This window comes from Bacteroidota bacterium (assembly GCA_016714535.1).
Taxonomy (GTDB): domain Bacteria; phylum Bacteroidota; class Bacteroidia; order AKYH767-A; family OLB10; genus JADKFV01.
In genome coordinates this window covers 98,481-124,249 of sequence record JADKDR010000013.1, presented here as the reverse complement: position 1 = coordinate 124,249, position 25,769 = coordinate 98,481, and the positions used below count along the sequence as shown (strand labels likewise).

The window sequence follows — 25,769 nt, the reverse complement described above, 5'->3', positions numbered from 1 at the left end:
TATCTATTGCAATACGATTCTTTGAAATACCCTTTCACCATTCATTTTTTCGAACTGTAGCAAATAAATTCCCTTTGGTAAATCGTCAAGATTTATAATTTTCGCATTAGAAAAGGATCTAATAATTTTTCCATAAATATCGCATAGCTCAATATGCTTTAAGTCAATATTGATATTTATGGTAATTACACCATTTGTTGGATTTGGAGTTGCAATAATATCGTTCGCACTATTCATTTCGTTTAGCGCATTACAAGGCACAAAGATTATTTGTATAGTATCTCCAAAAACGCACCCATTGGTATCCGTAACAATAACATTATAATTGAGTACTACGCTACCGGGTAATGTAGTAGATGCAGAAACAAATTGAGTGGTATCGCCATTGCTCCAAGCATATGTGGCATATCCGTTTCCGGCATTTAAGGTGATGGTGCTGGTGTTGCATTTAATTGAATCGGCACCTAAATTGATCATGCTGCATTGCTCCATTTCCAAATCATCAAACGATAGATCGTTACCACCTGACGAGCCTGCACTATTTGCATACATTTTTAATCGGATGGTATTCGTAGTAGGTGTAATGATGCCCGATTGATACTGAATCCATACAGGCGCATAAGGAGCAACAATGCTTGCTACATTTGATAACTGCACACTGTTACCATCGGTAATTTCAATTCGCATATCACATTGCGTTCCTGAGAACGTTGTTGTAAGCCAAGCTGATAATTGGATGGCTACATTAGGACACACCGTAATCGTACGATCGTAAACTAACGAGCCAGCTGGTAGCGTGTTTAAAAAATTCAGATAAACTGATTTTAGGCCGTTATGCACTGCAAATGTTTGTGGCGTATTGTGAACAGTTGTTCCGGGAATGATATCCGGAATTACAGTTGAATACTCAAATCCATCGTTTAATTTTTCTTGCCAATTGCATTGAGCTTTTAATTGGCTCATGAATAGCATCGAAGCTAAGATGATAGCAACTGAATATTGTAAAGCGTTTTTCATCTTTATTTTTGAGTTTAGTTTAATAATTTGATAAGTTGTGTTAAGCACGCAAGGTTACCTTCTAATTACATATTTGACAATAAATTTTCTACTACAACGCCCGCTTTAAAATTGCAAAACTTTCGCTATCCAAAAATTCGACTTGTTGCATTTGCAACTTGCTTTTACCATGCGATTCTACAAATTCGTTACTATACAATTTTGCCACAAAGATGCAAAGGCATTGAGAAACACATTGCATAAAAACTTTGGGTTTATGCTTTTGTGGCTATTATTTTTTAAAAATAGTTCAATGCTACAATACGTTTTTGCCGCAAAGACGCAAAGGCACTAAGAATCATAATGCATTAAAGCTTTGCGCCTTTGTGGCTATTTTAATTATTTAACAAAAGAAAACTTGCCATGTGATGTACCACCTCGTGATACTATACGATAAAAATAAATTCCATTGGTTGTGAGCGGTAAGTCAACACCTGTTGATGAAAGTTGCGAAGCAAAAACTTCTTTGCCTTGTGCATCATATATATATAGAAATGATTGATGTTCTATGATGCAATTGCCCTGTAAATTTAAATGTGTGCCATCAAATACTGGTATACAGGTATGGTTATTTTCATTTTGCATAGATGTAATTGCAGTTGTTGCCGAAGGTGTACTGCAACCGTTACTATCCGCAATAATTACAAAATAATTGCCCGTTACTGTTGGTTGGTAACATTGGTTGCTTGATAATAACAATGTGAGATTGCCAGTCTCGTACCATGCATAAGAGTATGCAGGCGATGAGCACATCATGCTACCATTTAAAGTAACAACAGGCGCTGGTGGACTTTGTAACTCAGCAATAAAAAGTGGCAAAAACAAACTATCGCAACCGGCAGCATTGCATGCTTTGAGGCTAATATTAAACTGCCCATAGCTTGGATAATAAATACCTATAGGGTTTTGCAATGTGGAAGTATCTGGTAGCGCACCGGGAAAATACCACTGCCAAGATGTTGGATTATTCAATGACAAATCAAAAAAGTTGATGGATTGTTTATCGCAGAAGATAGTGTCGCTAGTACCTAAATTTACCATAGGAGTAATAGATGAAGTGCTATCACAAAATTTTATTATCCAGTAATCCCAGAGTCCCTGTGAAGCTTGTGTTTTATCACCTCCAATTCCGGCTCCAGTTGAGTTTGCCATTACATAACATCCATCTTTTGTTTGTATTGCAAAACCCAACCCGTCTCCGGCATTATTATTTGTGTGCAATGTTTTGTCCCATTGTTTACTGCCAAATGAATCTGTTTTTACAACCCATGTTTGTTCTGCGCCCAAATTGCTTTCAGTTTTATCTCCACTTATTCCGGATTGCGAACGACCACCCATAATATATCCGCCATCAGTAGTTTGTGTAATATTATCTAAGCCATTTTCAATACCAGTTCCACCAAAGCGTTTATCCCATTGTTTTACTAGTGGGTTTTGTGCGTGGAGGTTTGTTGTACATGCAACGATGAGTAAAATAAGGAGGAGAATGTTTTTTACTACGGCTGTAAGAGATTTTTTTTTGATTGTTATTTTGAGTTGTGTTATAAATAGGTACCAAATGTAAAAATTTTGATCTGTTAATTGATTTTTATTACAATGCTATTTCTAAACACCATGGGTTAAAACCCATGGTACCTTTTGGTTACAAAATATATTGACCTGCGGAATATTTTTGTCGCAACTTTTGATGCACGAGCAACTAGGCAGTAATCTCGTCTCCATTAACAATGTATATCAACAGCAGAAGTTGAAATCCATCGTAATAAAAACTAAACTACTTTTACTTATTCTTAATGGGAATATAAATTTCCTCTTCAGCATTAGTATCATTGTGTATATATGCTGGCCCCAACACTTCAAAATGTGGGCGGCTATCGAGCACATAATTTGATGCCGGCAACCATTGGGTGTATATGTATTGAAAAATTCGCGTGTCGTTGCTATTTCCTTTATAATTAAACACTGCATACAGCCCGCCCGGCAAATTGATAATATCCATTCCTTCGGGTGCAATTGTTGCAGCTTCTGTTTCAACCAATGCCCATTTTTCAAACGCTCGCAATGGATTGAATTCTATAAAATAATCAGGAGGATAAATTTGCAACGAAATAAAGTCTTCATTCCTTCGGCTCTGCACCTCTCCTACTCTAGGTTTAAACTTGCTCCACAATTGCTGGGTAGCATTTGCAACTAAGCTCATCGATTGATGCATGCCAATCAATGTTTTTAATTCCAATAATTTTATTTCAGGAAGGATGTTCATGAGCATATGCATTATGATAACAGCTTTAATCCGCTATCGTCTGTAAAACGGCTATAGCCTTTAGACACTAAATTAATTGTGGAGTTAAAAGCTTCGCCTATAATTTAATTAAAATGGTTCTGCTAATTCAACAAGAGGATTCTTAAATCGCTATAGCGATTTACAATAACTAACAAATGCTTTAATATCCTACAGAAATATTATCTGGGTTGCTCTCTTGTGGTTGCACACTTAATACAGCTATGGGGCTACGATTGATAACAGTATTAGCAAAAGTACCAAGCGAAGTTCCGGTAATGCTAAACTCCTGCTCAGTCATCATCACAATAAGGTCTGCTTCAATGCTCTTGGCAAAATTTATAGTATCGTCACCTTGATTTCCTTCAGTGGTGTAATGGGTTTCGGAAATGAGGTTGTGCTCAGTCAGAAAATCTTCTACTTGTTCAATGCGTACAACAAATTTGCGGTGACTATCTTCAACATCTTTTTTAGGTTTAAATGCGAGAATATGAACTTTAGATTGATATATGTTGGCCATGGCAACACACATGGGCACCTTGTGGCGTGAGTGTGCCGAATCATCTATGGGCAATACAATGTTATTAAAACCCATTTTGTTAGCATGTGCCTGAACCGAAATAACCGGACACTCAGCCTCAGCAATAACCCGAATGGTGTTGGTGCCGGTTACGCTCTTTTGAGGCCACTGCTTCCGTGAGTACCCATAACTATAATGTCGGCATGCCATTGCTTGGCACTACTGGCTATCTTTTTATATATACGACCAATCTCGGTTCCAACTAAAATGGATACCCCTGAATCCTGATGTAACTTCACTGCAAGTTCCTGCAACTTTTCGTTCGATTCGGCTTCAATCTTTTTTTCGAATCCACTAAACGCATGGCTTATGGCTGATGTAAACGATACCGTTTCTATAATATGTAACAGCTTAACTTCTGCTCTAAGAAATTTTGCCATAAATATACCATGCTCTAATGCCAGAGCTGCAGTTTCCGAAAAATCGTAAGGGATTAGGATCCGGTTGATTTCAAATTGTGCCTTGTTCATAAAGTTAATATTTGAAAACAAAACTATGGATATTATTTAAACAAAAAAACTTAGTAAAAAATAATTCTGCTTTTATTTCCATTCACAGTCTAAATAACTGTTTTCACCTAACATGCAATGAAAGTGCGAATATTCTCAAATCAGACAAAAAAATGCCGTATTCAATAACTATAACGATGGGTTAATTTCCATTAATAGCCTTCTGATGTGTTCAATATCGTTGCTAAGTACCCTGTCTTGTTCATTATAACTTACCACGCTGCGCACTTGCTGGTGCAATTTCTCTATATAAGGAGCGGAACGCAAAGGTCGTCTGAAATTAAGGGCCTGAGCAGCATTGAGCAATTCGATAGCAAGTATGGTATAAAGATTATGAACCACCTGAGCGACCTTTACTGCAGCATTAGCACCCATACTTACATGATCTTCCTGCCCATTACTGCTAACAATAGAATCGACCGATGCAGGTGTGGATAATTGCTTGTTTTGCGAAACGATGCTTGCAGCCGTATACTGTGGAATCATCATGCCGCTATTAAGGCCGGCATTGGCAGTAAGAAAAGGAGGCAAACCCCGTTGCCCCGAAATTAGCAAATAAGTTCTGCGTTCGCTTATACTTCCTAACTCGCTTAAGGCAATGGCAAGAAAATCGAGGGCTAGCGCAAGCGGCTGCCCATGAAAATTTCCTGCGCTTATTATCAAATCAGCATCGGGAAAAATGGTAGGATTGTCGGTAACTGAATTAATCTCGTTAAAAACAACCGAGCTTACATAATTTATGGCATCGCTACTTGCTCCATGCACCTGTGGTATACACCTAAACGAGTATGGGTCTTGCACATGTTTTTTAGCTTGATTAATAATTTCACTACCCTGCAACAGTTGCCTCATGGTAAGCGCAACTTGTATTTGTCCGGCATGCGGCCTCACTTCTTGTATGAGATGATGAAAAGGTTCGATGCGCCCATCAAATGCCTCGAGCGACATAGCTGCAATTTGATTGCACCATTGCAACACTCGCTGTGCGTGTATAACACACCATACCGCATAGGCACTCATAAATTGGGTGCCATTGAGCAGTGCCAGTCCTTCTTTCGATTGCAAACGTATAGGGTCATAGTTACAAGCCTTATTTACGATGGCTGCATCTTGCAATTTGCCCTGATAATAAACTTTGCCCTTATTAATTAACGGTAAACAAAGATGGGCCAAAGGGGCAAGGTCGCCACTTGCTCCCAGCGAACCCTGGGTAAATACCTGAGGCAAGATATCGTTGTTGTAGTAGTCAATTAATCGTTGTACCGTTGCTACTGTTACACCTGAGTTACCATAGCTTAAAGCCTGAATTTTCAGCAACAACATTAGCTTTACGATTTCCGGAGGCGCTTCGCTTCCGGTACCACATGCGTGCGACATTACCAGATTCTCCTGCAACTGCTCGAGCTCATTGCTATTAATTGTTTTATTGTACAAAGAGCCAAAACCGGTGTTAATGCCATACACAACCATATCAGGTTGCGCAATTTTTTTATCAAGAAACTCGCGGCATTTTGCTATTTTTTGCCGGGCACTATCTGAAAGCTCAAGCGGAATTTTTCCTTCAATAATCGAGATGATTTTATTGAAATCAAGATGGTGGGTACTGATGCTATGTTTTTCCATTTAAAAAAAGAAAAAAATGTTGTCTGGTTGCAATAGTACAAAAACTAATTTGTGAAGAAAGTGGTTTCGAAAATACATTAAAACACAACACCTGCTATATTAAAAGAACTAAGCTTCCTTTACAACAAGTTTATTGGGCAATACTTCAATTACAATAACCGCTTTGCCAACATCAATAAAGCTAATCTGACTAAGTGCTTCGTATTTTTTATCGTTAATAAGTACAGTGCCCATAGGCCTCATGGCCGATATGGTGGTGGCAATGTCACCAACTTTTACTTCGTTCTCTAAGTAGTTAATGGCCTTGGCATGATTTACAGTGCGCAGACTAAACCGATTCCATGTCTTGCTTGTAAAAGCCCACCACAGAAATCCTCCTGTAGAAACGGCTGTGGTAAGCAGCGTAATATGTCCTGCTGTTACTCCATGATTTTTTGTACATGAGCGACAGTCCAAATATCATGATAATGGAACCAATAATTCCAACAATGAGGCCTGGCAATAGGATAATCTCAAGTACAAGTAGAATGGCTCAAAATAAAATGATTCCAACAATGGTAAGCATAATAGATAATTTTTTTCAAAGGTGGCTAATCAATCTTTAACAAGCAATAAGAAGTATTATTTTTTACCTAACACAAAAAGACTTAGGTTTGTAACAATCTTAATACAAGAAAGTCAAACAACAGCATAGATTTGCATTATGAATCGCGAAGATTTTAGATTAGCCATAGACAGTATTAAATCGCAGGCGTTGCGTGCATGGCTAACGGCCGGCATTATTGCCATTGGCATTACGGCACTGGTAGGCATTTTGACCAGCATCGATGCGCTTAAAAATAGCCTCAGCAGCAGCCTCAGCAGCATGGGTAGCAATGCTTTTAATATTGATAATCGCGAACGGGGTATACGAATGGGCAACAGGCGAAAGGTTAAGCGTAATGACCCAATTACTTACCGGCAAGCTGTTATGTTCAAACATACCTACACATTCCCTTCCGACATTTGCCTCTCAGCTATGGCGAGTTCTATTTCCACCTTATCTTATAAAAACGAAAAAACCAACCCCAATATATTTGTGTTTGGTGGTGATGAAAAATACCTGGCTATCTCAGCGCTTGAAATTGAAAAAGGCCGAAACTTTAGCACCTTTGATATGATGACTGGTGCCAATGTGGTTATATTAGGAAAAGACATAGCAACTAAATTATTTAAAAAAGCCAGTGCCATTAATAAAGAGATAAGTGTAGGAAGCCGCAAATACAGGGTTATAGGAGTACTTAAAGAAAAAGGCAGCTCGATGGGCATGAGTGCCGATAAGAATTGTTATATCCCCATAAGTACACTAAAAGAGAATTATGCTACTTCAAAAACTTCATATACGGTAACCGTTAGGCTGCAGAATGTGAAGCAAATGGATGGATCGATAGGCGAAGCAATTGCGCTAATGCGCAACATTCGTAAAGATGAAATAGGCAAAGATGACTCGTTTGCTATTTCGAAAAGTGACGGGTTAGCAACCATGCTAATTGAACAAACGAGCAATATTCAGTTGGCAGCAATTTTTATTGCATTAATAACCTTGCTTGGTGCAGCTATAGGTTTAATGAATATTATGCTGGTTTCGGTAACTGAGCGTACCCGCGAAATTGGCATTCGCAAAGCATTAGGAGCAAATCGTGCGGTAATTACACGTCAGTTTTTACTTGAGGCAATAATGATTTCGCTACTTGGCGGACTAATGGGAATTATATTAGGCATAGCCATGGGCAATGGTTTGGCATCTATGCTCGATACAGGTTTTATCATTCCTTGGAACTGGATATTGGCCGGAGTAATCATTTGCTTTTTTACCGGGCTCATTAGCGGTTTGTACCCAGCTATTAAGGCTTCGAAACTTGACCCCATCGAAGCCCTTCGTTACGAATAATTTTTTTTATAAAGTAGATGGTAGCTCTTGTAATGCCCTACTTCGGTAATTTACTTGTTGCTTTCCTTAGCCTTGCCTCAAAGTATTTGCAATAAAATTGTATTTCGCATTTTTCACATTTCGGTTTGCGAGCCAAACAAATGTAACGACCATGCAATATCAACCAATGATGTGCGATATGTATTTTATGTTCGGGAATGTATTTTACCAATTGCTTTTCGGCAGCCAATGGCGTGCGGGCATTGATGGTGAGCCCCAACCTTGCACTTACCCTAAACACATGCGTATCTACTGCCATAGCAGGTTTATTAAATACAACAGAGGCAATCACGTTGGCCGTTTTACGTCCAACCCCGGGCAAGGTGATCAGGTTTTCAACTGTATCAGGCACCTCCGAGTTAAAATTGCTTATTAGTTTTTGTGCCATCGCTTGCAGGTGCTTTGCTTTATTGTTAGGATAGCTAATTGATTTAATTAGCGAAAAAATATCTTCGACAGAAGCAGAAGCAAGTGAGTTTGCATCGGGATACTTAGCAAACAAATGCGGGGTAACCATATTTACACGCTTATCGGTGCATTGCGCACTTAAAATTACAGCCACCAGTAATTCGAACGGGCTTGCATAAAATAATTCGGTTTCTGCTTTGGGATGATGTGTTTCAAACCAGGCAAGTATTTTTTCGTAACGTTCTTTACGCAACATGATGTACTAATTTTACCGAACGGTTTTTTCTATTGTGTGCTCCTGCTTCCAAATATCTTACTTCCTATTCGAACCATATTACTCCCCTGCGCTAGAGCAATCTTGTAGTCTGATGTCATTCCCATGCTTAAGGTATCAAAAATATGATTTGCTTGCGCAAACTTTTCCTTATAATCTGTATAACAGGAATACATAAATTTAAATTCGCGCTCTATTTACTATATTATCCGTATTGGAAGCCATTGCCATCATGCCTTTTATTTGCACATAACTTAATGGTGAAACAATAATGCTTAGCAATATTTCATCCAACTCTTCTGCACTCACGCCAAATTTTGTTTCTTCGGTTGCAATAAAAACCTGTAATAAAACCGAGATAGGTTGATTAATTTTTTGAGCCTCGTTGTCAATAGCTCGCAGCAGTTTTATACTATCTACTCCATGTATAAGTTTTACAAAAGGTGCTAAGTACTTTATTTTGTTTCGTTGCAAGTGGCCTATAAAGTGCCAATGGATATCGTTATTTAATTGTAACCTTTTATCTAAAAGTTCCTGCACGTAATTTTCTCCAAATATGCGCTGCCCACCCTGGTAGGCTGCGGTTATGCTATCGTTTGATTGTAGTTTTGACACTGCAACTAAAGTGGCCTTGTATGGCTCCAACTCAAGGTTCACTACGTTTATAGCCTCTACTATCGAATTGTTCGGTTTCATATTAATTTTATTCTCCTTTTATCTATTGAGAAAATTTAAAGTCTTTTTAGCTGCATTTATAATTTATATCAATGAACTTCTCCGCAAACAAATGCCATCGTATCTACCCCATCAGCATAATCATCAATGGCAGGCAATTGAGCCTGGCCGGGCATTACACACCCAGCTATAAGATTATTACTAACAACACACTGTATTTGATCACGCAGGTTGTTAAGGTGAGTGCTGAGCTCATTTAAGTTTGAGTAATATTCAAAATGTAGAACAGAAACTGGCGATGCAGTGTGAACTGACTCTCTTATTATTAAAAAATTATTGGTTAGAAACAGTTCGCTGTTAAGAAGAAATACAGCGTGATGATAATCATAGTTATTCATGTATTTGTTACTGGTTAGTACTTCATCGTAAGTTGCCATTACTTCGAAAAATGGGCTGAAATCATAGCCAGCAGGCACAAATAATTTTGAAACATTTCGACAACCAAGACCATAATACATAAAAATATCTTTACCTAACTGATGCAATAGCTCTGGCCCCTCCTTACCATCTAATATGGCAACTGCATTTCTATTCTTGCGAATTATATGAGGTTTATTACCAAAATAGTGTTCAAAGTAACGAGCTGTATTATTGGAGCCCGTAGCTATAACCATATCATATTCGGTTAGTCGGTCAACTATGGTGATTCTGTCTGCAAATCCATTTTGCCCCAAATGATTGATTAATGCGGCCATTAATTCGGTGTCATCCTTAGAGAGCTTTACAATCGCATAGTGACCTGCAAGTAACACACATAGCAAATCATGAAAGCCTACAAAGGGTATATTGCCTGCCATAATTATTGCCACACGTTGCGCTATAGGTTGTGAATACCGTTGCAGCCAAGGCTCAACTGAGTGGTCACTTAGCATGTGCTTATATCCCACAGTTGCATGTTGTATCTGGTCTTTTGTAAACCAGGCATTAACATTGCCAGCCTTTACAACGCCTGTTAGAAGTTGACTATCTGCGTTTTCAATATTTCTAGCCTTTAAGGCATCAATGGTTTCATTAATCTTTTCGAAGAACAAAATGCACGCAGCAATCAATTTCTTATTAAACACATTATCTAAACTTTTCTTACTCATAATCGTTAATCAAATACCAAAGTACAAATGTTGTATATTTTAGAATAATAATTACGTTTGCGTCCAGCAATATTTAAAAAATAGATTATGGCTATTAAAATAACAGATGAGTGTATAAATTGTGGTGCCTGCGAGCCGGAGTGCCCCAATAATGCTATTTATGAAGGTGGTGCAGAATGGAGATTTAGTGATGGCACCAATGTAAGGGGTATGTTTGCCGCCTTAGATGGCAGCGAAATTGATGGCACAGCAGCGCAACCTCCCAAGTTTATGGATCATTATTACATTGTTACTGATAAATGTACGGAATGTGTTGGGTTTCATGATGAGCCACAATGTGCCTCGGTTTGTCCGGTAGATTGTTGTGTAGATGACGAAGACTATCGCGAAAGTCAGGAAACCTTGCTAGGCAAAAAACAACGTATGCACGGGTAATGCAGTAAACAAATCGTAACACGCTTACTTAGCTAAAAAATGAAGTCTAGATTTTTTTCAGACTTTTTATAAAATACCGTTATAACCGTTCTTAAAAAACATTAAGGAAAGTGAAAATATCCAAAACCGTTTTAATAGTAGTTGTGCTATTCGTGCAAGCTGTAAGTGTAAAAGCTCAAAGTCCAAACTCTCAGCACTATAGATATAGTAATGCATTCAAAAACTCAGTATTTTATATTAAGTGCCTTTCGGATAGCATAGTAAAAAGCAAAAATGACAGTATTAAACTATGGAGCAATAGCATACTTCGCGATACGCTGCCAGGTTTGTTACGAATTGAAAACACTTTTGAAGATCCCTTCGATTCACTTTTAAACATATCTATTATCCTAAGCCCGGATAAAAAGCTGCGCATATACTCATGGTTTGTTGCAACCGAAGGAAATACCAAATACCAATACGAGTGTGCCATGCAATACAAGGACGATGGTGATAAAATTTTTAAAGTTAGTTCATTACGAGATTCAACTTACGAAGACGAATTGATGCTTAAAAAAACCTGTAAGAAGCACAATTGGTATGGAGCACTTTATTACCGCATTATTAAAACACGAAAAAACGGAAACAATCTTTATACCCTGATTGGTTGGAAAGGATATGATGCAAAAACAACAAAAAAGGTACTTGAAATAGTGAAATTTACCAAAGGTGAACCAACCTTTGGTACACCAGTGTTTCAAAATATAAAGAAGATTCAAAACCGTATGATCTTTACCTATTCATCATCGGTGAGTATGAAATTAAATTATAACGAAAAAAAGAAATTGATAATTTTCGATCATCTTTCGGCACCTGATGGCAGGTTGGATGCCCCAGGCGAAATGATAGGACCTGACATGACCTACGATGCACTGCATTGGGAAGACGAAAAGTGGATGTATGAAAAAGATGTTGACGCAAGAAATCTTCCCGCACCTACGGATAATACTTCGTCAGGTGGAGAAAAAAGAACCAAGAAGTTGTATGTTCCTGTTGATGATACCGAGCAAACTCCAGCTAGCGAAGAAAAAAAATAAAAACTTAGATATTGTTTAATTGAACAGATAAGGATGCTGCTACCAAGAAGTAGAACTAACCCACATCAGTATGGTATATAATTTTAATGCAGGCCCAAGTATACTGCCACCATCCGTGCTGCAACAAGCCGCGCAGGCAGTGCTTAATCTTGATAACAGCGGATTATCTATTTTAGAAATCTCACATCGCAGCGAATCCTTCATTGCTATTATTGAAGAAGCAAAACAATTAGTGCGTCAATTAATGCAGGTACCTGACAACTACCATATACTCTTTTTACATGGTGGAGCAAGCTTGCAATTTACCATGGTACCACAAAACCTGTTGCGCCACAAGGCGCTTTTTGCTGAAACTGGTGTTTGGGCAAAGAAGGCAATAGCAGAGGCTGCCATGATTGGCGAAGCAAAAATAATTGCTTCTTCTGCCGATAAGAATTTTAATTATATACCACCAATTAATATTACTGAAAATGCCGATTACCTGCACATAACCAGCAATAACACCATCTATGGTACTGAATTTAATAAATTTCCGGAAGTATCAATTCCATTGGTGTGTGATATGAGCAGCGATATACTCTCTCGCAGCGTTGATGTAAGCAAGTTTGCTTTAATCTATGCAGGAGCACAAAAAAATATAGGCACTGCCGGAGTAACACTTGTAATTATCAGAGATGATATGCTTGATTACTATAAGCCCAATACACCTACCATGCTGCGCTACAAAACGCACACTGACAATGCATCCCTTTTTAATACTCCTTCGGTTTTTGCAATTTACGTTTGTTTACTTACCCTGCGTTGGCTGCAACAAAATGGTGGTGTAGCTGAAATAGAAAAAAGCAACATCCTAAAAGCTTCTCTTCTCTATAATTATTTAGATAGTTGTAAGATATTTACCCCTATTGCCAACATTGCTGACCGCTCATTGATGAATGTAACCTTTACTATAAACGATGCTGTATTGGAAAATAAATTTATTTCCTTTTCCATAGAAAAAAACATTACCGGTATAAAAGGTCATAAAGCGGCAGGTGGCTTCAGGGCTTCTTTGTATAATGCGCTTCCAGTAGGTCATGTTGAGTATTTGATAGAGATGATGCACGAATTTGAAAAAGCACATTGCTAATACAAACATACTGTAATTGCCTGATCAGGACTTTCTTCTAACTGCTTACTGTTTAGTTGATCACAAATTTTGCTAAGTTAAAGTGCAAAAAATGCTATCCCTTTTTGAAGTAAAAAAAGAAAAGCCCCGGCTATAACCCCGGGGCGTACAAAAATTTTTTAAATGAAAAGAATTTATAAAATTGGTGAAAAGTGATTTCGCTTTGAAGAATAGACCTTGCATCCGTAATGATAATTACTGGAAAATGTATCTAATAAAAAGAATAACCCGTATAGGAATATACGGGCTTGTTTTTGAAAATATTACTCAGATAATATGAGTAGTAAGAAAATGAAAATTCTGAATTGAGAGTGCCGGTAGAAAAGAAAAGGGACGCGCCATCAAGGTTACCTTTACAAATAGAAATGCCTGAAAATTTTGACTCCCCAATCAAAACCTGCAAATACCGCTTAACTATTTTGGTATAGTACGGTAAGTGAGCCAGGCACCTGGTAACACGATCAATAGGTACAAATAGTCCATCCTTCGTTGCATTACAACCTGGCGTGTTGCTTATGCACAAGTGATGGCGGTCCTTATAGACTTTATATTTTTTGCTTATTCTTGCATAAGTCTTAAAAAACATCCGATAATTAGTATCAAAGAACTTCTTGTATTCACCCAACTGTTCATTAAAAATCAAAGTACAATTAGCCATATGTATTTACTAAGTGAATTAAAAACTTAAATTTGATGCCTGATTGCTTTTCCAGCCTATAATACGACAAGTCTGGTAGAGCATTCTTTCTAGAACTTTCGAATTGAGAGAGAATATAGAGGTAGATTCAATTCGACTTGTTAAAAACAACGATGCAAATATATGTTCATTGATTTTGATTTGCCAACTATATATTTACGTTCGCCCAATTTATTGAATCATTTATTGGTGATATGAACAAGTTATTAACATTTATCAGGGTGGCAAAATGGGTTGAAACTAAGGTAAACAGGAGCATTAAGACCGTAAATAATATATCGATTTAATAGGACAAAGCTAAATCGTTTATCCAATAAAATAATCGTTTTACCCAACTTAAAAGCTCATTTAAATTCAAAATATCCCATGGCAGAACCTAATCCTACTCAATATACTGCTGATACGATTAAATTTTTCGAGGCTGTATATCAAGTGGTTAAATTAATTCCGAAAGGAAGGGTAACATCCTATGGGGCAATAGCTAAAGCGCTGGGAACCAAGGGTTCATCGCGAATTGTTGGCTGGGCAATGAATGCCTGTCATTCGCACAAAGACAAATTACCTGCGCACCGGGTTGTTAACCGCGTTGGCCTACTTACAGGCAAACATCACTTTGGAGATCCTGCTGCAATGCAACGAAGGCTTGAAAAAGAAGGTATAAAAGTAAAAAATGATCAGGTTATCGACTTCAAAAAAATATTTTGGGATCCAATGATTGAACTTACCTTGTAACTAATCGTCACCAAATGGCGATTTCATAAGCTTCCACACCGGACTACCAATAAGCGTATCAAAGGACATAACAAAATTGTTAAGTGGGTCAGGTATTTCAAATCTGCATAAAATACTTTTTACCGCACCACGCCTATGCGCAGCAATGGTGGTAAATGGTAAATCCATAATCAAGGTGTCGTTGTACTCATCTTTTAAATCAAAAAATCGAATCTCTTCAATTTTCTTACTTAGTTGCTCAATCTCTTGCGGGCTAAATCTGCGGTTAAAGTTTCCCACTTGTGGAACATTTTTAGATGCCCGCATGGTGGCATATCCATTATTATAAATAATCATCTTATACGTTGGACAAGCGCCAAAGCAAGGGCTTTTATCTATAATCAAAAATATGGAATCGCTATAATCAACTGAAGTTGCAGCTGCAACTTCCTTCTTTGGCTTGCAGCAGACAAACACTATTAGCAGAAGGCAACTAATAAAAGTAATATACCGTTTCATTTGTTATTTTTTCTTTGGTGGTTGATACCCTCTTTCGCGAGCCATTTTCTCCAACCTTTCCTGAAAACCTGATTTCTTTTGAGATTGCGGTTTCTTTTTATTCGCTTCGATTTTAGCAATAATGGCATCATGATTCACCATACCCTTAAACAAAAACTGGGTGGCAATGGAAATAATATTTCCAAGGAAATAATAATAGTTAAGCCCTGCAGGAAAGTCATTCAAAAAACCGAGGAAAATTAATGGCATCAGGTACATCATGTATTTCATGGCCGGGTTGGCACTGGTATTAAGCTGTTGCGAATTGTAATAGGTAAATAATAAAGTGGATAGTGTCATAAGTATTGTCCACAAACTTACATGATCGCCATAACCCGGTATATTAAATCCTAAATCAAAAATGCTATCATAGGTAGATAAATCTCGTGCCCACAAGAAAGCTTCCTGTCTTAACTCGAACGAAGCAGGAAAAAACCGTAGCATGGCGAAGAGAATGGGCATTTGCAAGAGCATGGGCCAGCAACCACCTAATGGACTTACACCGGCTTTGCGATACAACCCCATCATTTCCTGTTGCATTTTCAATGGCTCTTCTTTAAACTTACTTTGCAACTCGGTTACTTCCGGCTGTAATACTCGCATCTTGGCACTCGACAAGTATGCTCTGTAGTTAAGAGGAAGCAATATTAATTTGATAATGATGGTTAATACCAAAATGACGATGCCAAAACTTAAGCCAAAATTTTTCAGCCAATTAAAAACAGGGATTACAATAAATCGGTTTATCCAACCTAAAATTCCCCAACCGAGTTGTATTGACTTTTCATAATCGCGGTCAAATGATTTTAAGGTGCTGTAATGATTGGGCCCAAAGTAATAGGCCATCGCAAACGACTCGTCTGGCTTGCGGTTATAAGGAATACGCATGTTGGCTTTCATCGTGCGCACTTTGTCTTCGCTTTCAAAGTCAGTATAGGTTGCAACTTGCGCATTTTCAAAAGATTTCTCAGCATATAAAATGCTTGAAAAAAAATGCTGCTTAAACGAAATCCACTTTATTTTTTCATTCAAGCTTTCTTTTTCGTCTTCTGTTTCAGAAAGGTAATCGTTTTCGCCATTTGAGTAAACATAGTTGATGGTCGAATACTGCCTCTCTCCTTTGGCTTTGCGCTCAAGGCGCGGCAGCGTTGCATTCCAATCCATTTCGAGATAGGAGGTGTTGGCAGCTATCAGGCTTTGCATGTTATTCATCCTGATACTGTACTTCAATTCATAACTATTTCCTGCAAGAGAATATTCATAATCGATTGATCGATTATTACCAGCATCTATTCGCAAAACCAGGGTCTTGCTTGCATTTCCTTCAACAGCAAACCCGGGACCTTGGGGTGCAAAAAACAAATCGGTGGTATTAATACTTCTGTTCTCGCTAAAAAAATTAATTCCTGTAGCTGTAGAATCCTTTTCATACAGGTAGAGTGGCTTACCATCATAGGTCTTGGTATTCTTTAGCTCTACTTGCTTTACATATCCACCTTTGGTAGTTAAGGTAACAATTATTTTTTCATTTTCGATTACGATGTCTTTGGCTTGACCTGTTGACGAGGTTGCAAACGCGCCAAATTGAGAAAGGTTTTGATCAGCCACAACGCTATCAGATGATGATATAACGTTGGAATCAACCTTATTGACTACCACTTGATTGGCCAAACTATCATTTGCCTTTCTCTTTGCAAAACTTGCTATTGAGTCCTGCTGCCCGCGATAGGCTTCCTGTTCTTCTTCTGTAGGTTGATTATAATAGGTGTATCCAATAAGTACAACAATTATCAAAACAAAACCAATGATGGTATTCCTGTCCATTCTTATTTAGTAAAATTTGGGGCTGCAAATATATCAGAAGATGTACAGTAATTTTAAAAAAGAATAGGTTATGACAGGATATACTTAAAATGCCAAAGCGCCACCTGGCAGTGGCGCATTTGGACTAAATTCAATCTTAACCCCTTAAAATCTGACACAAATATACATTGACCGATTCCATCAATTGTCATATAATTGTCAATTGAAAAAAGCGAACATAATTTTAACTTATTCATGCTCTTTGACGAAACTTACAATACTATAGAAAGCAGCACAGAAGGCTTGTTTCGAGACCGTGGAAGTAAGTTTATGAGTTATTTGTTCCCTATTAAAACAGAACTTGATTTTAAACAATCACTTAGCGAAATTAAAGAAATACACGCCAAAGCAAATCATCATTGCTATGCATGGAGGTTGACACCTTCAAGAGCCCTGTATAAAATAAATGACGATGGCGAACCAACAGGAACTGCCGGAAAGCCCATACTAAACCAATTACTTAGTAAAGACCTTACAGATTGTGCAATCATTGTGGTTCGATATTTTGGAGGCACTTTGCTGGGCGTGCAGGGCCTCATTCATGCTTACAAAGAAGCTGCAACCGATGCGATTACAAGTGCTACCATTATTAATAAAGAGATTACAGCAAACTACACCATTCAATTTAGCTATGAGCTAATGAATGAAGTAATGCGTAGACTGAAAAATTATAATGCAACTATTACTTCAAATAAAATGGAAGAAGATTGCTGCCTTACTTTTACCGTTGGCCGTAAAAATGAAAACGCCCTGATTGATGACTTTCAGCAGAACTATTTATTTAACGGCAAGCTAAACTTCTTATACACCTAGCAAGTATGCACTTAGTAATAGATGCCGGCAACACGCATGTAAAATTGGCCTTGTTCAATAAAAGTGGAAAGCGATACGGAAGTATTAAGCTGATTGATTTTGATTATAAGTTACTAACAAACTATATTCAAAGCATATCAAAAATTGAATCAACTATTTATTGCAGCGTCAGATCAGACGATGGCAGGTTTATCAAGTTTCTTCAATCCAACTACCCTACCCATGTATTGGATATTAAGAGTAGACTCCCTTTTGTAAATAAATATAAAACCCCAAACACGCTAGGTAAAGACCGCATAGCAAACATTGCTGCCGCTTCGCAACTTGCAGGCAATGTATTGGTAGTAGATGCTGGCACATGCATCAAATTTGATTTGCTCGAAAAAAACAAGAGCTATTGTGGTGGCTCCATTCATCCCGGAATACGCATGCGGTACAAAGCTTTAAATCATTTTACAGGAAAGTTACCTTTAATTGAATTTATTCCGAAAAAAATAAACACGAACAAATTAATTGGAACCAGCACCGAAGCATGCTTAAATACAGGAGTTGAACTTGCCATTATATTGGAAGTAGAAGCAATAATTGCCAGGTATAAACAGAAATTCCCAAATCTGATAACTATAATAACAGGAGGCGATCTGCGTTTTTTTTCACAGCAAATCAATTTTACATTTGCTGCCCGCGATTTTACATTGCAGGGCTTATATCAAATCTTAAAATTAAACAGTTGATGCAAAAAATAATAGTTGGTGCTTTATTACTTTTAATTGTAACAAAAGCAGAGGGGCAGGTAGGCACCGTATCTCCATATTCACGATTTGGTATAGGCGAATTGCAATTTAACGGCTATGCTGCACAATTGGGCTATGGGGGCGCAGGCAGTGCTATGTGTGATTCGTTGCAAATGAATTTTCTAAACCCTGCCAGTCTTTCGGCCATGAAAATTACATTGGTTGACGCTGCACTAAATACAAGCCTTACAGGCTTAAGCACTTACAATAAAAAAACCTTAAAGAGCGATGCCGCATTCAATTACTTTGCTATTGGATTTCCGGTAAGCCGCAAACATAACATTGGAGCAAGCTTTGGACTTATACCCTACAGCGCCAGAGGTTACAACCTGAAATATTATAGCATTGACCCCCAAGGCAATAAAGCCATACAAACCTATGAAGGCACGGGAAGTTTAAGTCGCTTCTTTATTGGATCCGGATTTCGACCGCTACGTAATTTGCATATTGGTGCCAATGCATCTTATTTATTTGGCTCCTTACAAAAACTTCATAGCACTAGTTATGAAACACGATCACTTGTTTTTAGCAGAGATATAAGCAACTCTTCTATTGGCGATTTTTTATTTGATGCGGGAATAATTTACAACAACGATACCCTACTAAGTTACACTAAGCGAAAACGAGAAAAACCTTCGGGGCCAAAAGATACGATACCTCGATACCAGGTTATAAAAAAGCACTTTTCCTTTTCATTATCAGCAGCGTCAAGCCTTGGGGCAAAGGTAAAAAGTACCAATGACCGTGTAGTGCAAACCTATACGGAATTAGATGGCAGCATTACTATTTTTGACACTGTAAGCTATTCGCCTCCGGTTACTGGCAATACCACCTTGCCTCCTTCTTATCGTTTCGGATTTAGTTTGCGCGACCCTTTGCTTTGGAATTTTATGGTCGACTATAGCATTCAAGATTGGAGCAAACTAGATGCATTTGGCATTAGTGATAAGTTATCTAATTCGACCCGGGTTTCGGCAGGTTTCGAATTTGTGCCCAAGTACAATTCAACGCGTTACCATCAAAGGATTGCATATCGCATTGGCGGTCGTTACACACAAAGCATGTTCAGGTTCAATAATCAACCAATTGATGATTATACCTTAACCATTGGCATTGGGCTTCCTATAAAGAAAGATGCAGTAACTGCAGCATATGCTACTAGTTTTTCGCGCATCAACCTGGCTTTTGAGTTTGGACAAAGGGGAACCACCCAAAACAATCTGGTACAGGAAAAATATTTTCGTTTCCATATAGGAGTTAACTTATGTGAGCGTTGGTTTAATCCGCGTAAGTACGACTAATAACTTGCTATGAGCCTGCAAAAATTAAATATCTACTTGTTTTGGTTGAGCCTCACTTTACTTCATAGCTGCAAGGACGATGTAGCTAAAGTAGAAATAAGCACCCCAATTGATAGCCTGCCAACTGAGACCGCGGTTGATATTATCATTGACTACAACGACTCTTCGCTGCTTAAAGCACGTATAGCATCACCGTTAATGAATAACTACCTGAATCGCGAAATTCCATACCTTGAAATGCCTAATGGTGTAAAAATGGAATTTTTTGACGACAGCCTCAATGTGATGAGTACACTTACGGCCAATTATGCAATACGCTATGAACGTGAGAAGAAAATGGAAGCCCGAAACAAAGTGGTGGTAATAAATAAGAAAGGTGATATGTTGGAAACCGAAAGGTTGGTTTGGGATGAGAATACATCGAGCTTTTACAGCGATAAGCATGTAAAAATAACCACCGGAGAGGAAATTATTGAAGGAGATGGTTTGGAAGCAAATGAAGATTTTACACGTTATAAAATTAAAAAGGTTACCGGTATATTTGCCGTTCAAAAATAAATGAAACCATTTAGGGAATATTCCTGGCTTGGATTGGCACTTTTTGCCGGACTGCTTTGTGTTTATAAAACACTCTTAAGTTCATGGCAGGAAGGCGCCTGGTTTATACCTTTTGTTTTTATCGGAATAATTTTATTTTTCAGACGCAGGCAACAACGGCAGGATGTAGAAATGCGCAAGTATTATAAAACTGATAAGCAACAGGATTAAACGTGCAGTTATTCCCTCCAACCAATTTACTTATTGATGAGCTACAGCAGATAAAATTGCAATGTGCTACCCATGCTTTAATGCAACGCACTATGCAAAGCATAGCAGATGTGCAGCCCATCAGCGACTTCGATCTTATTTGTCACCATCTTTTGCTAGTTAATGAATTTAAAAAGCTCCTTGTTAATGGCGATCAGTTTCCATCTGACAACTACTTAGATATTCACCGCGAACTCAAGTTGCTTGAACTTGAGAACTCCACATTAGCAGCTTCCCGGTTTTAAATATTGCAGCTATAACCGCTACCTGCCGCGATATATTTCACTTTTTTTCTTCAAGGACCACCGCCTACCATACGTTAGCTACCATCATTCAGAATTCAGCCTATGAAAAAGAAATTATTGAAATTATTTTCAGAGTTTTTGATACCAATGGAATTATTAAAAGTAATGCATCGCCAGAACTTGCATCAATAAGAAGAAGTTTGTCTAAAAAGCGGAGCGAAGGAGAACATCAATTCATTACGTTATTAGGCAAATACCGGAAAGCCGGATACACCAGCGAAACTGAGGAAAGTATGCGCAATGGCCGCAGAGTAATCGCCATCTATGTCGAATATAAACGAATAATTCCCGGCATTATTCACGATACATCCACCACTGGTAAAACAGTTTATTTAGAGGCTGAGCAACTTATTCCCATTAACAATGCCATTACCGGACTTGAAGAAGAAGAGCGCCACGAAATTCAACGTATACTGAAATCGTTAACAAAAGAACTACAGGGATACCGTTACCGGATTAATGAATATTACAACATTTTGCTTCAGTTTGATTTTATACAAGCCAAAGCACGCTATGCAACGGATATTAATGCCTCATTACCAGTTATAGTTAATGACCCGCAGATAGATGTAAAACAAGCGGTGCATCCCCTGCTCTACTGGCAAAATAAAAAAATAAAAAAACAAACCATTCCATTTTCATTATATCTGAAAAACAAAAACCGGATACTGGTGATAAGCGGTCCAAATGCAGGTGGCAAAACGGTTTGCATGAAAACTGTTGCCTTGTTGCAATTGATGCTGCAAAGTGGTTTCTTAGTAAGTTGTGAACCCGAAAGCACCTTTGGCATTTTTTCGAAGTTAATGATAGACATTGGCGATTCGCAAAGTATTGAGTACGAATTGAGCACCTACTCATCCCGACTACAAAAGATGCGCGACTTTTTGCAGTATGCCGATGCTGGAAGTTTATTCATTATTGATGAATTGGGGACTGGCACCGACCCGCAACTTGGTGGTGCACTTGCCGAAGCCATTTTGGAAAAACTAAATGAATACAAATGCATTGGTATAGTTACCACCCATTTTTTAAACCTTAAAATACTGGCAGATAAAACCGAAGGATTAATTAATGGTAACATGTTGTTTGACCCAGAAAAACTTGAGCCACGATACAAACTTACAGTAGGAAAACCCGGCAGCAGTTATACCTTTTTGGTAGCTGAACGAAGCGGGCTCGACAAAATTATTATCGAAAATGCTCGAAAAAAAATTCCAAAGCAAAATGTCTTGCTCGAAAATATGCTTCGAGAAGTAGAAGAGCAAAAAAACTATGTTGACCGTAAGGCCAAAGAAATATCTGATGCAGAAAAGGCATTGGACGAGTTGTTGGAGAAATACAACAAACTGCTTGAGCAGGGCGAAACCGGACGCAAACAATTTGAACAACGAATTAAGGAAGCTGAATTAACGTTGGTAAAAAAATTTGATGCCCTAATCGTAAAGTTTGTTAACGAATGGAAAAGCACTAAAGATAAAAAGGCTGTATTACAAAAGTATCAGCGACTATTTGGGCAGCAAAAAACTGAAATCAAAAAAACCGAAACCAAAGCCGAAGCAGTTTTAAATAAAAAATATTTGGACATGCTGAAGCCCGGGCTAAGGGTTTTGCTTAAAGGAGGAAGAGTGGCAGGGACAATTGAATCGATGGAAGGTAATAAAGTAGTGGTAATATTTAATGGATTTAAAACTTCGTGTCTGGCCCAAAACCTTGTTCCCGAAACAGAGGTTAACGTAAGTGGCAAGGGTAAGAACTAAAAAGGCCATCATTTCTGATGGCCTTTTCATAAACTTTGCAGTTGATTAGTCAATTGAACATTCAACCAATCCGCTTTGATCACCTTTGTCACAAGTTTCTTCAGCATTCTTCTTTGTATCCTTAATAGTAGTTGAAGCAGAACTTGTTATTCCTAACAATGTAGTTTTGCAAGTACAAGTGTACTCCTTCTTACATGAAGCAAGAAATGCGATTGCTGCGAAAGCGATAATTAATTTTTTCATCTTTTTTGATTTTAATTTAAATTAAATTTAATTTTTAACGGGTGCAAATGTATATTTTATTTTGACTGTGCAATACAAATCATCTATTTTTTTTAACCAACCTTAATATGTTGATAACCATCGCATTCCAGCTAAATCTATGCTTCAATTGTTCAATATTTTCCACAAAAAAACCTTCTTCCCTGTTTTCATAAAACCGGGCAATGGCTTTTGCAATTTCGGCAACCTCCACTTGGGTTACGTAACCAGCTTTATTATTCGGTACAATTTCGGCCAAACCACCTACATTGGTAACTAACATGGGCTTATTAAAATGATAGCAAATTTGCGTAACTCCGCTTTGCGTTGCATGTTTATAGGGTTGCACCACCAAATCTGCTGCGCAGAAAAAATATTTGACCTGCTCATCGCTGATAAAATCAGTACGTAAAATTATTCTATCAGTAAGGTTAAGTCTTTCTATTAGTTCCAGATATGGCTTACTGTCCGAATAAAATTCTCCGGCAACTATAAGTTTGCAATTTGTTTGAATAACCCTCTTATCTGCCATGGCATTAAGTAACAGGTCGAGCCCTTTATAATCTCTGATGAAACCAAAAAACAGAAGATAGCTTTGATTAGCATCTAATCCTAAAAATTGTTTTGCCTCATTCTTACTAACTGCATCACCAAAATTATCAAACAATGGATGTGGATTGAGAATACAGATTTTTCACTTTCAAATTTCCCTAAATCTTTTTGAACTGACTCGCTCATGGCCACAAAGGCATCGCTGCACTTCAAAAAATATTTAGTAAACATAACATCACCCGGTCGTGGTTCATGAGGAATTACATTATCCAGTATGGTTACAATGGTTGTTTTTTTGTTGCATTTCACAATGCGACCAATGGTACCAAAACAAGGACCCATAAAAGGAAGCCAGAATTTGAATATCAATAAATCAGGGTTCAGTTTTTTTAGCTCCAGGCCAACTCGTATCCAATTAAAAGGATTAATGCTGTTTACCTTTTGCTTAATTGATAAATGAGAAGGTGGAGGCGAATCGCTAAACTGTGTTTTTCCCGGAAACAAAAAACCCGGGTATTGCAAACTGAAGGTGTAAATCTGAACCGTATGCCCTAAATTTTGAAATTCAGTGGCTAGTCTTTCATTATACGAAGCAAGTCCACCGCGAAATGGATGAGCGCTACCCAATATAACTACATGCATGGAGGTGCTTATTTAATTCGTTTTTCAATTTGATAATTGTTGCGGTTGGCACCAACACGTGAAATTAATTCGCCCAGAAAGCCGGCAAGAAAAAGCATAGAACCCAAAACCATACAGGTAAGTGAGAGATAAAACGAAGGCCTTTCGGTTAGCATACGTGCATTCTCATTGGTAAAATAAACCGTATATAATTTGTTTAAACCCAACATAAGTGTAAACATAAATCCAATGGCAAACATCAGTGTACCTAAGGTGCCAAACATATGCATAGGGCGCTTGCCAAACTTGCCAACAAAAAATATGGTTAGCAAATCAAGAAAACCATTAATAAACCTTTCTAACCCGAATTTAGTAACACCATACTTACGTGCCTGATGTTGCACTTCCTTTTCTGCAATTTTGCTAAAGCCTTGCCACTTGGCTATTACAGGTATATATCGATGCATTTCTCCATATACCTCAATATTTTTTACCACTTCTTGCCTGTACGCTTTAAGGCCGCAATTAAAATCATGCAGGTTATATATGCCGCTCATTAGTTGAGTGGTCTTATTAAAAAGTTTACTTGGAATAGTTTTCATTAGCGGGTCGTAGCGCTTGCGTTTCCAACCCGATACTAGGTCATACTTATCTTGTGCAATCATGCGATACAATTCTGGAATCTCATCCGGACTATCCTGCAAATCGGCATCCATGGTTATGACCACCTCACCTTGGGCCGCTTCAAAGCCCTTTTGTAAAGCTGCACTTTTGCCGTAATTGCGCCTGAATTTAATACCTCGTATTTGATTGTTGGCTGTTGCTAATTCTTCTATTACTTGCCACGACTTATCGGTGCTTCCGTCATCTATGTAAATAATTTCATAACTGAAATCATGTTTCTCCATCACTCGGTTTATCCAATCGGTTAATTCGGTTAAAGATTCATCTTCGTTGAATAAGGGTATAACAATTGAAATGTTCATTATATAAGATCATTTGAAGGGTTAATAGGTTCTTGTTTTTTAAACACTGCCGAAGATATAAGCACAATGATTAAACCGCCCAATAATTTGTTTAAACATTCGCCCTGCACAACTGCACCAGGTGTAAGCTTTTCAGCTTCAGATATAGACTTCTCAGCCAGTTGGCTCATAATACCCATATCGCTTAGTTTTTGAAATTGATCGAGGGTAAACTGCTTGTAATTGTTAAAAATATCAGGCCGCAAAAATCCAACATATAAATACAAGAGTAAACAAAACATAAGAGAAGAAAATACCACCGTATATAAACCAACTTGAACTGCCTGCCCATAGGTTATCGAACCTTTGAGTTGTTGATCACGATAATTTTTTTGCGAATAACAAATAAAAGCAATAAACACCGGAGTACCAAGTAGTGAAATATTACCCATTGGGTTATCTGTTATAAAACTGAGGATAACAAACAGCCCAAAACCGGCCAAAGCATATAATGTTGCATACTTAATACAGTGCTTTAATAATTCTGAATTGTTCAAGAGCT

Annotated in this window: 26 protein-coding genes and 2 pseudogenes; 12 read left to right on the top strand and 16 right to left on the bottom strand. The window is 37.9% G+C overall.

Annotated elements, in window-relative coordinates; genetic code table 11:
* Positions 1-3 precede the first annotated feature (3 nt).
* The 7 genes from IPO27_16175 to IPO27_16145 form a co-directional block, all read right to left on the bottom strand.
* Positions 4-1,017 carry a T9SS type A sorting domain-containing protein gene (locus tag IPO27_16175; GenBank protein MBK8847975.1) on the bottom strand — a complete coding sequence of 338 codons (1,014 nt, stop codon included), beginning with the start codon at positions 1,015-1,017 and terminating at the stop codon, positions 4-6.
* A gap of 378 nt (positions 1,018-1,395) precedes the next feature.
* Positions 1,396-2,394, bottom strand: coding sequence for a T9SS type A sorting domain-containing protein (locus IPO27_16170; protein MBK8847974.1), 999 nt, complete (start codon positions 2,392-2,394; stop codon positions 1,396-1,398).
* Between the two features lie 442 nt (positions 2,395-2,836).
* Entirely contained in the window at positions 2,837-3,325 is a 489-nt protein-coding gene (locus IPO27_16165; protein ID MBK8847973.1) for a GyrI-like domain-containing protein, read from the bottom strand.
* A 175-nt stretch (positions 3,326-3,500) separates the two neighbouring features.
* Complete coding sequence (locus IPO27_16160; GenBank protein MBK8847972.1) at positions 3,501-4,067, bottom strand: universal stress protein; 567 nt, start codon at positions 4,065-4,067, stop codon at positions 3,501-3,503.
* Positions 4,007-4,387: a universal stress protein gene (locus IPO27_16155; protein MBK8847971.1), complete on the bottom strand. Its 381-nt coding sequence runs from the start codon at positions 4,385-4,387 to the stop codon at positions 4,007-4,009. The genes IPO27_16160 and IPO27_16155 overlap by 61 nt, the downstream gene beginning before the upstream one ends.
* A 168-nt stretch (positions 4,388-4,555) precedes the next feature.
* Positions 4,556-6,049 carry a histidine ammonia-lyase gene (hutH, locus tag IPO27_16150; protein MBK8847970.1) on the bottom strand — a complete coding sequence of 498 codons (1,494 nt, stop codon included), beginning with the start codon at positions 6,047-6,049 and terminating at the stop codon, positions 4,556-4,558.
* Positions 6,050-6,157: 108 nt separating this feature from the next.
* Positions 6,158-6,505, bottom strand: coding sequence for an NfeD family protein (locus IPO27_16145; protein ID MBK8847969.1), 348 nt, complete (start codon positions 6,503-6,505; stop codon positions 6,158-6,160).
* A gap of 247 nt (positions 6,506-6,752) precedes the next feature.
* Here IPO27_16145 and IPO27_16140 point away from each other — a divergent pair, with 247 nt between their 5' ends.
* Positions 6,753-7,979: an ABC transporter permease gene (locus tag IPO27_16140; protein MBK8847968.1), complete on the top strand. Its 1,227-nt coding sequence runs from the start codon at positions 6,753-6,755 to the stop codon at positions 7,977-7,979.
* 37 nt (positions 7,980-8,016) lie between these two features.
* Here IPO27_16140 and nth read toward each other — a convergent pair whose 3' ends face one another.
* From nth to IPO27_16125, 3 genes and pseudogenes are all read right to left on the bottom strand, one after another.
* Positions 8,017-8,682 carry an endonuclease III gene (nth, locus tag IPO27_16135; protein MBK8847967.1) on the bottom strand — a complete coding sequence of 222 codons (666 nt, stop codon included), beginning with the start codon at positions 8,680-8,682 and terminating at the stop codon, positions 8,017-8,019.
* A 29-nt stretch (positions 8,683-8,711) separates the two neighbouring features.
* A pseudogene (locus IPO27_16130) lies at positions 8,712-9,396 on the bottom strand (YggS family pyridoxal phosphate-dependent enzyme).
* A 68-nt stretch (positions 9,397-9,464) separates the two neighbouring features.
* Positions 9,465-10,523, bottom strand: a complete 1,059-nt coding sequence (locus IPO27_16125; protein MBK8847966.1) for an acyl-CoA reductase — start codon at positions 10,521-10,523, stop codon at positions 9,465-9,467.
* 87 nt (positions 10,524-10,610) lie between these two features.
* On the opposite strand from IPO27_16125, the gene IPO27_16120 reads away from it, so the two are divergent.
* The 4 genes from IPO27_16120 (at position 10,611) to IPO27_16105 (ending at position 14,631) form a co-directional block, all read left to right on the top strand.
* Positions 10,611-10,958, top strand: a complete 348-nt coding sequence (locus tag IPO27_16120) for a 4Fe-4S dicluster domain-containing protein (protein ID MBK8847965.1) — start codon at positions 10,611-10,613, stop codon at positions 10,956-10,958.
* Between the two features lie 110 nt (positions 10,959-11,068).
* Positions 11,069-12,034 carry a hypothetical protein gene (locus tag IPO27_16115; protein MBK8847964.1) on the top strand — a complete coding sequence of 322 codons (966 nt, stop codon included), beginning with the start codon at positions 11,069-11,071 and terminating at the stop codon, positions 12,032-12,034.
* 70 nt (positions 12,035-12,104) lie between these two features.
* A complete protein-coding gene (gene serC, locus IPO27_16110) occupies positions 12,105-13,163 on the top strand; it encodes a 3-phosphoserine/phosphohydroxythreonine transaminase (GenBank protein ID MBK8847963.1) in 1,059 nt (352 codons plus the stop codon).
* Positions 13,164-14,265: 1,102 nt separating this feature from the next.
* Positions 14,266-14,631 (top strand): MGMT family protein, encoded by a 366-nt coding sequence (locus IPO27_16105; protein ID MBK8847962.1) that lies wholly within the window; start codon positions 14,266-14,268, stop codon positions 14,629-14,631.
* On the opposite strand, the gene IPO27_16100 is transcribed toward IPO27_16105, so the two are convergent.
* Together IPO27_16100 and yidC are read right to left on the bottom strand one after the other, a co-directional pair.
* Positions 14,632-15,129: a hypothetical protein gene (locus tag IPO27_16100; GenBank protein MBK8847961.1), complete on the bottom strand. Its 498-nt coding sequence runs from the start codon at positions 15,127-15,129 to the stop codon at positions 14,632-14,634.
* 3 nt (positions 15,130-15,132) lie between these two features.
* The gene (gene yidC / locus IPO27_16095; GenBank protein MBK8847960.1) at positions 15,133-16,992 is read right to left on the bottom strand and encodes a membrane protein insertase YidC; all 1,860 of its coding nucleotides are present in this window, start codon (positions 16,990-16,992) and stop codon (positions 15,133-15,135) included.
* A gap of 234 nt (positions 16,993-17,226) precedes the next feature.
* On the opposite strand from yidC, the gene IPO27_16090 reads away from it, so the two are divergent.
* From IPO27_16090 to IPO27_16060, 7 genes are all read left to right on the top strand, one after another.
* On the top strand, positions 17,227-17,844 hold the full coding sequence (locus IPO27_16090) for a YigZ family protein (protein MBK8847959.1): 618 nt from the start codon (positions 17,227-17,229) through the stop codon (positions 17,842-17,844).
* Between the two features lie 5 nt (positions 17,845-17,849).
* A complete protein-coding gene (locus IPO27_16085) occupies positions 17,850-18,578 on the top strand; it encodes a type III pantothenate kinase (protein MBK8847958.1) in 729 nt (242 codons plus the stop codon).
* Positions 18,578-19,939 carry a hypothetical protein gene (locus tag IPO27_16080; protein ID MBK8847957.1) on the top strand — a complete coding sequence of 454 codons (1,362 nt, stop codon included), beginning with the start codon at positions 18,578-18,580 and terminating at the stop codon, positions 19,937-19,939. Before IPO27_16085 ends, IPO27_16080 begins: the two co-directional genes overlap by 1 nt.
* A gap of 9 nt (positions 19,940-19,948) precedes the next feature.
* Positions 19,949-20,497, top strand: coding sequence for an LPS export ABC transporter periplasmic protein LptC (gene lptC / locus IPO27_16075; GenBank protein ID MBK8847956.1), 549 nt, complete (start codon positions 19,949-19,951; stop codon positions 20,495-20,497).
* A complete protein-coding gene (locus IPO27_16070; GenBank protein MBK8847955.1) occupies positions 20,498-20,707 on the top strand; it encodes a hypothetical protein in 210 nt (69 codons plus the stop codon). It begins immediately after the preceding gene.
* Between the two features lie 2 nt (positions 20,708-20,709).
* Entirely contained in the window at positions 20,710-20,991 is a 282-nt protein-coding gene (locus tag IPO27_16065) for a hypothetical protein (protein MBK8847954.1), read from the top strand.
* Between the two features lie 200 nt (positions 20,992-21,191).
* Positions 21,192-22,808: a DNA mismatch repair protein MutS gene (locus IPO27_16060; protein ID MBK8847953.1), complete on the top strand. Its 1,617-nt coding sequence runs from the start codon at positions 21,192-21,194 to the stop codon at positions 22,806-22,808.
* Between the two features lie 45 nt (positions 22,809-22,853).
* On the opposite strand, the gene IPO27_16055 is transcribed toward IPO27_16060, so the two are convergent.
* The 4 genes and pseudogenes from IPO27_16055 to IPO27_16040 all read right to left on the bottom strand — a co-directional run bounded on the left by IPO27_16055 (position 22,854) and on the right by IPO27_16040 (position 25,764).
* Complete coding sequence (locus IPO27_16055; protein MBK8847952.1) at positions 22,854-23,051, bottom strand: hypothetical protein; 198 nt, start codon at positions 23,049-23,051, stop codon at positions 22,854-22,856.
* 79 nt (positions 23,052-23,130) lie between these two features.
* Positions 23,131-24,263: pseudogene (locus IPO27_16050) on the bottom strand (glycosyltransferase).
* A gap of 8 nt (positions 24,264-24,271) precedes the next feature.
* Complete coding sequence (locus IPO27_16045; GenBank protein MBK8847951.1) at positions 24,272-25,228, bottom strand: glycosyltransferase family 2 protein; 957 nt, start codon at positions 25,226-25,228, stop codon at positions 24,272-24,274.
* Positions 25,228-25,764: a DUF4199 domain-containing protein gene (locus IPO27_16040; protein ID MBK8847950.1), complete on the bottom strand. Its 537-nt coding sequence runs from the start codon at positions 25,762-25,764 to the stop codon at positions 25,228-25,230. The genes IPO27_16045 and IPO27_16040 overlap by 1 nt, the downstream gene beginning before the upstream one ends.
* Between the last annotated feature and the right edge of the window lie 5 nt (positions 25,765-25,769).